The organism is Corynebacterium otitidis ATCC 51513, from assembly GCF_000296405.1.
Classification (GTDB): Bacteria; Actinomycetota; Actinomycetes; order Mycobacteriales; family Mycobacteriaceae; genus Corynebacterium; species Corynebacterium otitidis.
In genome coordinates, this window is record NZ_JH815195.1 from 111,210 (window position 1) to 124,253 (window position 13,044).

Annotated in this window: 13 protein-coding genes; all 13 read right to left on the reverse strand. The window is 72.5% G+C overall.

The window, feature by feature from the left end:
- Positions 1 to 191 precede the first annotated feature (191 nt).
- Complete coding sequence (gene rfbA, locus HMPREF9719_RS07985; RefSeq protein ID WP_004601483.1) at positions 192 to 1,079, reverse strand: glucose-1-phosphate thymidylyltransferase RfbA; 888 nt, start codon at positions 1,077 to 1,079, stop codon at positions 192 to 194.
- Between the two features lie 8 nt (positions 1,080 to 1,087).
- A complete protein-coding gene (gene rfbC / locus HMPREF9719_RS07990) occupies positions 1,088 to 1,708 on the reverse strand; it encodes a dTDP-4-dehydrorhamnose 3,5-epimerase (RefSeq protein WP_004601484.1) in 621 nt (206 codons plus the stop codon).
- Between the two features lie 24 nt (positions 1,709 to 1,732).
- Positions 1,733 to 2,134: a hypothetical protein gene (locus HMPREF9719_RS07995; protein WP_004601485.1), complete on the reverse strand. Its 402-nt coding sequence runs from the start codon at positions 2,132 to 2,134 to the stop codon at positions 1,733 to 1,735.
- 115 nt (positions 2,135 to 2,249) lie between these two features.
- Positions 2,250 to 3,242: a dTDP-glucose 4,6-dehydratase gene (gene rfbB / locus HMPREF9719_RS08000; RefSeq protein WP_004601486.1), complete on the reverse strand. Its 993-nt coding sequence runs from the start codon at positions 3,240 to 3,242 to the stop codon at positions 2,250 to 2,252.
- Between the two features lie 78 nt (positions 3,243 to 3,320).
- On the reverse strand, positions 3,321 to 3,602 hold the full coding sequence (locus HMPREF9719_RS08005; RefSeq protein ID WP_004601487.1) for a helix-turn-helix transcriptional regulator: 282 nt from the start codon (positions 3,600 to 3,602) through the stop codon (positions 3,321 to 3,323).
- A gap of 121 nt (positions 3,603 to 3,723) precedes the next feature.
- The gene (gene ccsB, locus HMPREF9719_RS08010) at positions 3,724 to 4,752 is read right to left on the reverse strand and encodes a c-type cytochrome biogenesis protein CcsB (protein WP_004601488.1); all 1,029 of its coding nucleotides are present in this window, start codon (positions 4,750 to 4,752) and stop codon (positions 3,724 to 3,726) included.
- 241 nt (positions 4,753 to 4,993) lie between these two features.
- Positions 4,994 to 6,685, reverse strand: a complete 1,692-nt coding sequence (locus tag HMPREF9719_RS08015) for a cytochrome c biogenesis protein ResB (RefSeq protein ID WP_004601489.1) — start codon at positions 6,683 to 6,685, stop codon at positions 4,994 to 4,996.
- 74 nt (positions 6,686 to 6,759) lie between these two features.
- Positions 6,760 to 7,560: a cytochrome c biogenesis CcdA family protein gene (locus tag HMPREF9719_RS08020; protein ID WP_004601490.1), complete on the reverse strand. Its 801-nt coding sequence runs from the start codon at positions 7,558 to 7,560 to the stop codon at positions 6,760 to 6,762.
- Positions 7,557 to 8,159 (reverse strand): TlpA disulfide reductase family protein, encoded by a 603-nt coding sequence (locus HMPREF9719_RS08025; protein WP_004601491.1) that lies wholly within the window; start codon positions 8,157 to 8,159, stop codon positions 7,557 to 7,559. The genes HMPREF9719_RS08020 and HMPREF9719_RS08025 overlap by 4 nt, the downstream gene beginning before the upstream one ends.
- A 14-nt stretch (positions 8,160 to 8,173) precedes the next feature.
- Positions 8,174 to 8,803 (reverse strand): histidine phosphatase family protein, encoded by a 630-nt coding sequence (locus HMPREF9719_RS08030; RefSeq protein ID WP_004601492.1) that lies wholly within the window; start codon positions 8,801 to 8,803, stop codon positions 8,174 to 8,176.
- Positions 8,804 to 8,905: 102 nt separating this feature from the next.
- Positions 8,906 to 10,225, reverse strand: a complete 1,320-nt coding sequence (hemL, locus tag HMPREF9719_RS08035; RefSeq protein ID WP_004601493.1) for a glutamate-1-semialdehyde 2,1-aminomutase — start codon at positions 10,223 to 10,225, stop codon at positions 8,906 to 8,908.
- Between the two features lie 45 nt (positions 10,226 to 10,270).
- Complete coding sequence (locus tag HMPREF9719_RS08040) at positions 10,271 to 11,731, reverse strand: protoporphyrinogen oxidase (protein ID WP_004601494.1); 1,461 nt, start codon at positions 11,729 to 11,731, stop codon at positions 10,271 to 10,273.
- 145 nt (positions 11,732 to 11,876) lie between these two features.
- On the reverse strand, positions 11,877 to 12,953 hold the full coding sequence (gene hemE / locus HMPREF9719_RS08045; RefSeq protein WP_004601495.1) for a uroporphyrinogen decarboxylase: 1,077 nt from the start codon (positions 12,951 to 12,953) through the stop codon (positions 11,877 to 11,879).
- Positions 12,954 to 13,044: the final 91 nt, after the last annotated feature.

Genomic DNA, 13,044 nt, shown 5'->3' on the forward strand with positions numbered 1-13,044 from the left:
GCCCGGCCGCGGCGCGCAGGACAACCGCGGCGGCGCCGAGCGGCGCGGCCGCGACGAGGACTCCCCCGGGGAGGCCGCCTAGCGCGGGAGCCGACCCGCCCCCTCCCCCATGAAGCCGGCGCCGGGCGCCCGATCGTTAACGCGAGGATCGGGCGCCCGGCGCCGTCGTCTGGCCTCAGGGAGGGCGGGTTTTAGGGCCGCCCGCCGAGGGCCCGCTCGCGGGCGACGATCTCTTTGAGGTAGTCCCCGTACCCGGATGCGGCGAGCCGCTCTGCGCGGGCGAGGATCTCCTCGTCGCCGATGAAGCCCATCCGCCAGGCGACCTCCTCGGGGCAGCTGACCTTTAAGCCCTGGCGCTGCTCGATGGTGAAGACAAAGTTGCCCGCCGCCATGAGCTGGTCGACGGTGCCCGTGTCGAGCCACGCGGTGCCCCTGGGCAGCGCCTCGACGTGGAGCCGGCCGCGCCTCAAGTATTCGGCGTTGATGTCGGTGATCTCCAGCTCGCCGCGGGCGGAGGGCTCGAGCCCCCGGGCGATGTCGACGACGTCGTTGTCGTAGAAGTACAGGCCCGGCACCGCCCAGTTCGACGCGGGGTTTTTCGGCTTCTCCTCGAGGGAGAGGGCGCGGCCCTCGTCGTCGAAGGAGACGACCCCGTAGTCCTGCGGGTTGGAGACCCAGTACGCGAAGATCGCCGCGCCCTTAGGGTCGGTGTAGCGCCGAAGCCGGGTGCCCAGCCCCGCGCCGTAGAAGATGTTGTCGCCCAAGACGAGCGCGACCGAGTCGTCGCCGATGTGCTCCGCGCCGAGGATGAACGCCTCGGCCAGGCCGCGCGGCTCGTCCTGGGTGGCGTAGGTGAGCCTAATCCCGAACTGGGAGCCGTCGCCGAGCAGCCGCTCGAACTGGCCGCGGTCGGCGGGCGTGGCGATGAGCAGGATGTCGGTAATACCCGCGAGCATGAGCGTCGAGAGCGGGTAGTAGACCATCGGCTTGTCGTAGACCGGCACGAGCTGCTTGCTCACCCCGAAGGTGATCGGCCGCAGCCTGGAGCCGGTGCCGCCGGCGAGGATGATGCCCTTCACGACGCTTCTTAAGCCTCCTCGCCGGCGGCCTCGTTGGCGAGCGCCCAGCCGTCGCGCTGCTGCCGAACGAAGTCGCGGGCCTCATCAAAGGTGGGCAGCACCGCCTGGGAGGGCTCCGGGGCACCTCGGTCCTTCTCGGAGAGGATGTAGTCGCCCGCGGGCCACTCGACGCCGATCTCCCGGGAGAACGGCGTGATGGCGTGCTCGCGCTCGGGGTCGTACTCGGCGGTGGTGAGGTAGCAGACCACCGAGTCCTCGTGGGCGAAGAAGCCGTGCGCGAAACCGCCCGGGATGTAGACCCCGCCGGGGTTCTTCGAGCCGATCTCGATGGCGCGCCACCGCCCGAACGTCGGGGAGCCGGCGCGCACGTCGACGACGACGTCGGTGATCCGCCCGGCGGGCACGGTGACGAGCTTCGCCTGGGCCGGCGGCACCTCGGAGTAGTGCAGGCCCCGGATCACCCCCGCCTTCGAGGTGGACATGTTGGCCTGCTGCACGTCCAGCGGGAAGCCGGTGGCCTCCTCGAAGGAGGAGGCCTTGAACCACTCGTGGAAGCGGCCCCGCTCATCGGGGTGCGTCGTAAGCTCCAGGCGCAGCACCCCGTCGAGGCCCTCTACCGGTTGAAACATGCCGCCGATTCTACCGGCCCCGCCCTACCTAAGGCCCCGGGCGGCGCCGCGCGCGGGCCGCTCCCCCGCGGCCGGGACCGGGTCCCGCCGGGGTTCGAGCAGCGCGGTGAGCCCGGCGATCGCCGCGGCGGCCATCGCCCCGCCGAGGATCCCCGCGCCGGCGGCGGCGAGCGGCGGCCTCTCCCAGCCGCGGGCGCGGGCCAGGGTGTGCCCGGCGATCGCGGCGGCGATGCCGGCGTGGATCCCCACCAGGACGCACTCGACGGCGGGGACGGCTCCTGAGGGGTCGCGCAGGGCGCGGATGATCGCGCCCCCGTCGGTGAGGGCGGCGGAGCTCGCGAAGAGGAGGGCGACGAGCCAGAGGTGGCGGTACCTCTCCCACGCGCCGGTGGGCCGGTCGGCGTCGTCCGGTCGGGCTGTCGTCACGGGGCACCTCCTTGGAGTTTCCTGAAAAAGGACGTACCCCAGTGATAGCAGCGGCGCCGGGTAGGCGCACCGGGTGCTCCCGCGTGCAGCGACCCGCGCCGCCCGTGCGCCCGGGCTAGCCCTGAGCCCGGTAGGCCTCCTCGCTCTCCAGGTAGGACTCGCGCCACCAGTCCTCGTTGTCGCGGTACCAGGCGAACGTCTCCGCGAGCGCGTCCTCGAGGTCTCCGCTCTCCGGCCGCCAGCCGAGCGCCTCGGTGGAGCTCGGGTCGATGGCGTAGCGCCGGTCGTGGCCCGGCCGGTCGGCGACGAACACGATGTCCCCGGGGTCGCGCCCCGCGATCCGGCAGAGGGCCCGGGCGATCTCGAGGTTGCTGCGGCGCGCCCGCGCGCCGATGAGGTAGGTCTCGCCGGGCCTTCCGGCCTCGACGATGCGCCAGACGGCCTCGTTGTGGTCGGCGACGTGGATCCAGTCGCGCACGTTCGCGCCCTCCCCGTAGACCGCGGGCGGCTTGCCGTGGAGGAGCCGGATGATCTGGCGCGGGATGAGCTTCTCGGGGTGCTGGCGGGGCCCGAAGTTGTTCGAGCAGTTCGAGATCGTCGCCTGCAATCCCGCGCTGCGCACGAGCGCGCGCACGAAGTGGTCGCTCGACGCCTTCGAGGCGGCGTACGGGCTCGACGGGCGGTAGGGCGTCTCAGGGGTGAACTCGTCCGTGGAGTCGAGCGGCAGGTCGCCGAAGACCTCGTCGGTGGAGACGTGGTGGAGCCTCACCCCGTGGCGTGCGGCCGCGGCGGCGATGCGGATCGTGCCGAGCACGTTGGTCACCGCGAAGCCCGCGGGGTCCTTCAGCGAGCGGTCGACGTGGGACTCGGCGGCGAAGTGCACGACGAGGTCGCTCTCCCCGACCAGCCGGTCGACGAGGGCCTCGTCGGCGACGTCGCCCTCGATCAGGCAGAACCGGTCGGCGGGCAACCCCTCGAGGCTCTTCGGGTTCGCCGCGTAGGTGAGCTTGTCGAGGACGGTGACCTCGTGGCCGCCGGGGCGCTTAAGGCTGCGGCGCACGAAGTCGGAGCCGATGAACCCGGCGCCGCCGGTGACGAGAATGCGCATCGCTTAGCCCTCCCCCGGCCGCGCGATGGGCGGCGGCCGTCGTGGTCGTTGGTGCCGGACCGGGGACGGCCCGCGGGGCTAGTGTACGGCGTCCTTGGCGGCGGGCTCGCGGTCGTCCTCGACGAAGAGGAGCCGAAGCCCCAGCTCCCCGCACACGGCGGTGACCTTCTCCCAGCGCACGCCCGAGGAGCCGTGCTCGATGGCGTGCAGCGTCGAGCGCGACACCCCCGCGGCGTCGGCGGTCTCCTTCTGGAGCCGGCCGAGCTCCCGGCGCCTCTCGGCGAGGTGCTCGCCGAGCCTTAGGAGCTCGGGGTTGTCGCCGGCGGGCTTGCCGGTCTTTCGGCGCGGAGTCGCCGCCATCTCATCGCCCTTTCCCTCGATCGGAGCCTAGCTACTTTCGCTGAGCTTATCCTTAATGATAGCTCGATGGTAGTCCGGCCCTTATTTTCAGGGGCCCGGGTGCCGGGCGGCGCGGCTCGGGCTAGTTGAGCCCCGCGTAGGAGTGCAGCCCGGAGATCACGAGGTTGACGAAGAAGAGGTTGAAGATCATCGCGGCGAGCGCGAGGATGTTGATCCACGCGGCGCCGACCCGCCAGCCGGCGGTCGCGCGGGCGTGGAGGTAAGCGGCGTAGAGGATCCACGTGATGAACGACAGGGTCTCCTTGGGGTCCCAGCCCCAGGGCCGTCCCCACGCGGTGTCCGCCCAGATCGCGCCGAGCAGGATGCCCACCCCGAGGATGGGCAGGGTGAACACGGCGAGCCGGTAGGCGATCTCGTCGAGCCGCCGCGCGGTGGGCAGCGGCCTGGCGATCGCGCCGGCGACGCCACGCTCCTTGCCGGCGGGCTGCCAGACGCGCAGCAGGTACAGCGCCGAGAACAGCCCCGAGATGAGCCCCAGCGAGCCGCCCACCGACACGGTCGTGACGTGGAAGGGCAGCCAGTGCGACTGCAGGGCGGGCACGACCGGCGCGGACTCCGCGTAGAGCTTCGTCGAGCCGTAGAAGAGCAAAACGAGGATCGCGGTGAGCACCCACGGCCACGCGAACCGCAGCGACTTGCGCTGGATGACCAGAGCCGCGACGAGCATCGCCACCCCGGTGATGGCGAGCATGTACTCGTAGAGGTTGCCCAGCGGGAAGCGCTGCACCGCGTAGCCGCGCGCGACGATGCCCGCGGCGTGCAGGATGATCCCGAGCCACACGACCGACTGGGCGGCCTTGCCCCACGTGTGGGCGGAGTCCTCCCGCCGGTCGAGCTCCCCCTCGGTGGGCAGGTCCTCGACCGGGCGGGCCGGGTCCTCGCCCGCGCCGTCGCCGGAGCCGCCGGCGCCGACGGCGGCGAGCTCCCGGTCGTTTACCTCCTCGCGGTCCTTGAGGGCGCGCCGGTTCTTGATGACCCCCTGCAGCTTCACGTACGAGGTCAGCGACAGCACGAGCGCGACGAGGTAGGCCAGGAAGGTCCCCTGGATCGCGTAGTCCGACAGAAGCGACAGGTCGCTGTTGATGGGCATGGCTCCTCCGTTCGCGGCCGGCGGGCGGTTATCTCGCCTCGCCCGGCCGGGCCGCAGGCCCGGCGGCGCGGGGCTGGTCGCCGGCGGTTTCTCACCGAGTACACCAGGCGGCCGGCGCCCGTCGTCGCGGGGCCGGCGCGGGACGCCTGCTTATCGATGGACCCTAGCACGCGCCGCCCGAACCCAACCAACTTTCGTGGGTGATAGCATCCACCTCCCGGCTGGGCCTTTGCCGCCTGGCCTAGCGCACCAGCCCCTCGTTGGGGTCGATCCCGGAGTCCTCGTCGACGTCGTCGGGGTCGGGCAGACCCATGAGCCCGCGGTAGAGCTCGTCGAACTCGCCGCCCCAGCCGGCCTGGTCGGTGCGCGCGATGCCGGCCATCTCCAGGGCGGTGCCGCCGCCAGCGGCGGGCGCGACGCGCAGCCACACGCGGCGGCGCTTGATGAACAGCGAAAGGGTCAGAGAGCCGATCATGACGATCGCGAAGGCGAGCACCCACAGGTAGGAGTTGTTGTGGCTGACCTGGATGTTGACGTACTCCTGCGCGCCGTCGAAGCGCACCTCGGTGCCGTCGTCGAGGGTGACGGACTCGCCCTTCTCGAGGTTGACGCGCTCGAGCTTGCGCAGCTGACCGCTGTGGATGAGCGTCGGGTCGAGGTCGAAGATCGACTGGCCGCGCCCGGTGTCGAGGCCGTTGTCGCCGCGGTAGATGTCGATCGCGACGGCCGGGTCGGTGAGCGCGGGGAAGCCGGACTCGAGCAGCTGGCCGTTCTCCCCCGCCCACTCGGCGGTCGGAGCGAAGAGCCCCTGGAGGCTCAGCTGGTTCTGGCGCCGCTCGTAGAGGTCGCCGTACATACCGGCCGGCGGGTCGAAGCGCACCGCGCCCGAGGAGAGGAAGAACGTCGGGTCGTCGGGCCTGAACTGCACGGTCTGGGTGCGGGTCTCCCCGTTGGGCCACGTCACCGTGAACGTCGGGGCGAAGCCGTGGCCCTGGAGGTAGACGGTCGCCTCGCTGAGGCGCAGCGGGTGGTTGACCTCGAGGTCGTAGTCCTCCCAGCCTTCCGGGTCGGTGGTGATGTCCTCGGCCTCGGCAAACGACACCTTGGAGCGGAACATGTCGGCCTGCCCGCTGGGCAGGTAGTCGGCCTCGAAGGTATGCGCCTGGAGGCAGAACGGGTCGAGCCCGGTGCCGTCGAAGAGGGGCCCGGCGCGGAAGGAGTCGAAGTTCGCCGGCGCGGTGTTGCAGAACTCCTTGCCGTTGATCGCCTTCGCCTCGGCGGCGGAGTCGGCGGAGCCGGTGTCGGTGACGAGGATGACGTGCCCCTCGTAGAACGTCAGCCGCCCGATCGCGATGGTGACGAGCATCGCGACGATCCCCAAGTGGAAGAGCAGGTTGAAGAACTCTCGGGAAAAGCCGCGCTCCGCGGCGATGGAGGCCTTCCCGTCGCGGTCCTCGGCGGGGGCGAACTCGGCGATCTTCCAGCCCTTGAGCGCCGCCTTCGCGCGGGCGAGCATCTCGTCCGGCTCGAGGTCTGGCCGCTCGTGGGCGGCGTACTTCGGCATCCGGTCGAGGCGCTTCGGGGCGCGCACGGGCGGGGTGCGCATCGCGCGGTAGTGGTCCCGGGTGCGCGGGATGATGCACCCGATCAGCGAGACCATGAGCAGCACGAAGATGGCGTTGAACCACGTGGACTCGAAGACGTCGAAGAGCTGCAGCGAGTCGTAGATCTCCGCGATGCGGCCGTTGGTCTCGAGGTAGTCGATGACGTTGGCCTCGTTGAGGCTGCGCTGCGGCAGAAGCGCCCCGGGGATCGCCGCGAGCGCGAGCAGGAAGAGCAGCACGAGCGCGGTGCGCATGCTGGTGAGCCAGTTCCACGCGCGCCTGAGCAGCCGGCCCGCGGTGCGGGCGGCGCGCCTCGGGGTTGTCGTCACTGTTGTCACGCTCCCTCACCTGGCCGGTGGTCGTCGGTGTCGTTGTCGGGCTGGGCGGTGTCGGCGGCGGCCCGCTAGATGGGGGCGTAGCCGAACTCGACGGTCCACTGCCGCACGAGGTTGATGAACTGCTCCCACAGCCCGGTGAGCAGGAGCAGCCCGACGACGATCATCGCGACGCCGCCGAAGATCTGGATGCCGCGGGAGTGGCGGCGCAGCCAGCCCACCCCGCGCAGCGCCCCGCTCGAGCCGAGCGCCAGCGCGACGAACGGCAGGCCCAGGCCCAGGCAGTAGCCGACGATGAGGATCGCGCCGCGCAGCGCGGTGGTGCCCTCGGTGCCGGCGGCCACGGAGATGATCGCCGCGAGGGTGGGGCCGAGGCACGGCGTCCAGCCGAGCGCGAAGACCCCGCCGAGCAGCGGGGCGGCGAGCCACGTCGTGCCGCGCTTCGGGGCGCGCCTCGTGTCGCGCTGCAGCGGCTTGAACGCGCCTAAAAACACGAGCCCCATGAGCACGGTGACCGCGCCGCCGACGCGCATGAGCACCCCGGCGTTGATCGACAACGCGTTGATGAGCCCGAAGGCGCTCACCGTCGCGGCGACGAACACGACGGTGAACCCGGCGACGAAGAGCGCCGCGGCGCCGACGACCGCCCACTGGCGGGTGCGCCCCACCTTGGGGGCCTTGGCGTCCGAGTAGTCCATCTCCCCGCCGACGGCGCCGGCGAGGTAGGAGAGGTAGCCGGGCACGAGCGGCACGACGCACGGGGAGGCGAAGGACACGAGCCCCGCGAGCGCCGCGGCGAGCACCCCGGCGATCAGGGGGCCGGCGAGCACCGCCTCGGAGAGCGTCTCCGCGAGGCCGCCGCCGCTCACGACTCCCCCAAGAGCTCGTCGGTGACCTTGAGGACGTCCTCGTCGGTGATCTCGCGGAGGAACACCGCGGCCGGGCGGTGCTGCTTGTCGAGGACGATGGTGGTGGGCACCACCGAGGTCGGCACCCCGCCGAGCGCCGCGGCGTTGCGGAACGGCGGGTCGTAGATGGAGGGGTAGTCGACCCAGTTGTCGGCGGCGAAGTCCTGGGCGAGCTGCTTGTTGTGGTCGCGCACGTTGATGCCCAGCACCGTTCCGCCGCGCTCGGAGATCTCGTCGTGGACGCGCTGGAGGTCGTCGACCTCGGTGCGGCAGGGCGCGCACCACTGGCCCCACACGTTGAGCACGACGACCTGCCCGTCGAAGTCCGACAGCTTGAGGCGCTCGCCGTCCTCGGCCAGCGACTCGCCCTCGAGCTCCCCGATGGGGGCGCGCTCCTCCTCGGGGTAGAAGATCTCGAGCTGCCCGCCGGGGCTGTGGAACTGGAAGGTGCCGCCCTGGGCGACGGCGTTGTGCTGCTGCTCCTCGCCGGCCCCGCAGCCGGCGAGAAGCGCCGCGGACGCGAGCGTCGCGCACGCGGCGCGGGTGATGCGAAGCCTCATGTGCGAAAAGCCTCCTAGACCTCCTGGGCGGGCTCGGCGTAGCGAAGGTCGACGACCTCCTCGCCGCGGTAGACGACCGAGGTCACCGACGCGAGCGCGCAGCGCCGCGACTGCGGGTTGTGGGCGAGCCGCTGGCCGCGCAGCGTGCGCTGCACGGTGACGATGGGCAGCTGGTGGGACACGAGCACCGCCTCCCGCCCCTCGGCGCGGGCGCGCGCCTGGGCGATCGCGGCGAACATGCGCTCGGCGATCTCGGCGTAGGGCTCGCCCCAGCTCGGCACCGACGGGTCTTTCAGCAGCGGCCAGGAGCTCGGGCGCCACAGCACCGAGCGCAGCCCCTTGGTGCGCTTGCCCTCGAAGCTGTTGCCCGACTCGATGAGACGCTCGTCGGCCTCCGGCTCGAGGCCGAGAATCTCCGAGATGGGCGCGGCGGTCTGCCTCGCGCGCGCCAGGGGCGAGCAGCCGAGGAAGGCGACGTCGTGGCCGCGGAACGCCTCGGCGGTGCGGGCGGCCTGGTTCTCGCCGCGCGCGGAGAGGCGGAAGTTCGGCAGCCGGCCGTAGAGGATCCGGTCGGGGTTGTAGACCTCGCCGTGGCGGACGAGGTGCACGACGGTCGCGGGCGCGGGCGTCGGGGTAGAGCTCATGTGGTCCTTTTAAAAAAACGCTTCCCTTGAGGGGCGGCCGCCGCCCGCCCGGCCGGGCCCTCCCCTCCCCGCGCCCCGCGGGTACCTGCGGGCGCGGGCGGGCTAGGCGCCGGTGGCGCGGGCCGCCGCCTCCGCGGCGGGGGCGAGCGCGGCCTCGATCTGCTCGAAATCTTCGTCGACCATCGCGCTGTTGACAAACCACGTCTCGAACGCGCTCGGCGGCACCATGACCCCGCGGGCGAGCAACTCGTGGAAGAACGGCGGGTAGCGGAACGTGTCCGCCTTCGACATGTCGTCGAAGTTGCGGCCCTCCCCCTCGGCGAAGCGCACCGAGAGCATCGTCGCGGCGCGCTGGATGTGGTGGGCGACCCCGGCGCGGCTCAGCGCCTCGTCGACGAGCCCGGCGAGCCGGTCGGCGTTGGCCGCGACTCTCTCGTAGACGCCCTCGTCGGCGGCCTTCAAGGAGGCGGCGCCGGCGGCGACGGCGACGGGGTTCCCAGAGAGCGTGCCGGCCTGGTAGACGGGCCCGGTGGGCGCGAGCTGCTCCATGAGGTCGCGACGCCCGCCGAACGCGGCCGCGGGCAGCCCGCCGGAGACGACTTTGCCGAAGGTGGTGAGGTCGCCTGCGACGCCGTCGACGCCGTACCAGCCGGTCGGCGAGGTGCGGAAGCCCGTCATGACCTCGTCGATGATGAGCAGCGCGCCGTTTTTGTGCGCGATGTCCTTGAGCTTGCGGTTGAAGTCGTCGGCGGGCGCGACGGTGCCCATGTTGCCGACGGCGGCCTCGGTGATGATCGCGGCGATCTCGCCGTCGTTTTCGGCGAAGGCGCGCTCGACGGCGGCGGGGTCGTTGTAGGGCACGACGATGGTGTCGGCGGCGGTGCCGCGGGTAACCCCGGGAGAGTCGGGCAGGCCCAGGGTCGCGACGCCCGAGCCCGCGGAGGCGAGTAGGGAGTCGACGTGGCCGTGGTAGCAGCCCTCGAACTTGATGATCTTGTCGCGGCCGGTCGCGCCCCGGGCGAGGCGCACGGCGGACATCGTCGCCTCGGTGCCGGAGTTGACGAGGCGCACCTGCTCGGCGGAGCTGCGCTCGACGACGAGGCGGGCGAGCTCGGTCTCGCCCTCGCCGGGCGCGCCGAAGGACAGGCCGCGGCCGGCGGCGGCGCGCACCGCCTCGACGACGCGGGGGTGGGCGTGCCCGATGAGCATCGGGCCCCAGGAGGAGATGAGGTCGACGTACTCGTTGCCGTCGGCGTCGGTGACCCTCGAGCCGGAGCCGGACACGAGGAAGCGGGGGGTGCCCCCGACGGAGCCGAAGGCACGCACCGGGGAGTTCACCCCGCCGGGGATGTACCGGGCGGCCTCCTCAAAGAGCCTGGCGGAGGACGTGGTCTGCTGCTGCTCGTCGCTCATGGCGACCATTCTAGGGCCGCGCCGGGGCCCGCCACGCCGCCCCGGGAGACAGGCCTAGCCGAGGGCGCGATCCGCGGCGGCGAGCGCGTCGGCGAGCACCGCGGGCACGCCCACGCCGTTGGCCCACGCGCCGGTCGCCTCGATCCCGGGGGCGTCGGCGAGCGCGGCGGCTGCCTCGGCGACGGCCTCGCCGTGGTGCTCGTCGTAGCGGGGAATGCCGCCGAACCAGCGCTGGGTGAAGATCTCCTCCACCCCGAGCTCCCGGGCGTCGACGCCGGTGATGGTTTCGAGGTCGTCGAGGGCGCGGTCGACGAGCTCGTCCTCCTCGGCGCGCACGAGGGCGTCGTCGCCGAAGCGCCCGAAGCTCGCGCGCAGCAGGAAACCGGGGCGCGTGGCGAGGTGGGGCCACTTGTTGGAGGCGAAGGTGAACGCCTTGGCCGCCACGCCGGGCTGGTCGGCGGCGACGAGGATCCCGGAGTTCTTAGGCAGCCCCTCGCCGCTCGCGAGCCGCAGGCCCACGACCGCGGAGCTCGCGAGCTTGATGCGGGAGAGCTGCGCCGCGGCGCGCGGCGCGGCGTCGCGCAAAAGCAGCGCGCTCGTCGGCGCGGGCGTGGCGAGCACCACCCGGTCGTAGGTGCCCTCGCCGCCCTTGAAGGCCCAGCCGGAGCCCTTCTTTTTCAGCTCGGCGACGAACGCGTCGATGTAGATCTTCGCGCCGCGCTCGGCGGCCTTCTCCGCGAGGGTCTCGTAGAGCTCCTGGTAGCCCCCGGCGAACGTCACGAACGGCGAGTCGGGGTTGGGCTCCGCGGGGTTCGGCCGCGCCTTCGCGGACTCCTCGGAGCCGGAGGGCACCCCGGTGGCCGCGGTGCGCCCGGCCGCGCGCTCCTCTAAGGCCGCGGCGACGGCGCGCGCGAGGCTCGGGTCCTCGCCGGCCTCGACCTGCCTATCGAGCGCGGCGGCGAGCTGCGGGACGGTGGCTCGCACCCCGAGGTCGTCCGCGGCGCACGAGTAGATCCCGCCGAGCAGAGCGGAGACGATCCGGTCGGCGACCCCGTCGCCGTAGCGCTCCCGAATAAGAGCCCCGAGCGAGCGGTCCGTACCCGGCTCCCACTCCAGCCCCGCGGCCTCGGGCTCGTTGTCGATCGCGGCGGCCGCGTCCGTTCCGATGAGCTCGGCGAGGCCCTCGCCGGTGGCGGGGATGCCCATGAGCCCGCCGGAGGGGATCTCGTGGAGCCGGTCGCCGGAGTAGATGAGCGAGCGCCGGGCCGAGGGCTTCACCAGCGAGCCCTTTAAGCCCAGCTCCTCGATGAGCTGGTTGGCCGCCTCGTTGCGGGTGAGCAGCGACTCGGCGCCGACGTCGACGGGCCCGTGGTCGAAGGGCACGCTCAAGGCCTTGCCGCCGACCCGGTCGGCGGCCTCGAAGACGTCGACCTCCGCGCCCTCTCCGGCGCGGTCCGCGATCCGGTAGGCGGCCGCGAGCCCGGCCAGGCCCGCGCCGATGACTGCGTAGCGCATGCGAGAAATCCTGCCTCCCTGGCAACGACGGCTGCGAACGCCCCGCCGCGCGGGCCCACGGCGTTCGCGGGCCCGGCGCGGGGCGCGGGCGCCGGGGTGCGGCGCCCTGCGTAGTCCCATTGTGCGCCGCGCGGGGCGCTTGGGCCTAGCCCTCCTCGTGGATGACGCGAACGGCCTCGGTGATCGCGTCGGGCGGGGTGGCCGGCAGCACCCCGTGGCCGAGGTTGTAGACGTGACCTAAGGCGTGCCCCGCGGCGCGGGCGCGTGCGGCCTCGGCCTTGATGCGGGCGATCTCGCCGCGGACAACCTCGCCCCCGGCGAGCAGCAGCGCGGGGTCGAGGTTGCCCTGCAACACCTTGGGCCCCGCGGCGGTGGCGATGCGCTCGGCCGCGCGGTCGAGGGGCACGCGCCAGTCGACGCCGACGACGTCCGCACCGGCGGCTGCCATGTCGCCGAGGAGCTCCCCGGTGGTGACACCGAAGTGGATCGACGGCACCCGGCCTGCGAGCGCCTCGAAGACCTTGGTGGAGTGCGGCAACACGAAGCGGCGGTAGTCGTGCTCGGAGAGGAAGCCCGCCCACGAGTCGAAGAGCTGGAAGGCGTCGATGCCCGCGGCGAGCTGAACCTCGAGGAAACGCACGATCGTCGTCGTGAGCCTGCCCATGAGCTCGTCCCAGGCCTCAGGGTCGGTGTGCATGAGCGCCTTGGTGTGCTCGTGGGTCTTCGAGGGCCCGCCTTCGACGAGGTAGCTCGCCAGGGTAAACGGCGCGCCCGCGAAGCCGATGAGCGTCTGGTCGTCGCGCAGCCCCTCGAGGATCCCGCCGATGCCCTCCTCGAGGCCCGGCACGTCGCCCTCGAGGATCGGCACGGCGCCGATCGCCGAGCGGTCGCGCACCGGCTCGTCGACGACGGGCCCGCGGCCGGGCACGATGTCGATCGCTAGGCCCGCCGCCTTGAGCGGCACGACGATATCGGAGAAGAGGATCGCGGCGTCCACGTCGTGGCGCCGCACCGGCTGCAGGGTGATCTCGGCAAGCAGCTCCGGGTTGAGGCACGCGTCGAGCATGCCGGTGCCCTTCCTGATCTCCCGGTACTCGGGCAGCGAGCGGCCCGCCTGGCGCATGAACCACACCGGCGGGCGGGCGGGCGTTTTCCCCGCGATCGCGTCGAGCAGCGGCGCGCGCCGCAGCTCGCGGCGCGCGGGGCTAGGCGTCGTCGTCATGGCCCCAATTGTGCCCGAGGGGCCCGCCGCCCGGGAAACCCAGCTGCGGCGCCGGGCGGGACGCGCCCGCCACCGCGAGGCTCGCCGCGGC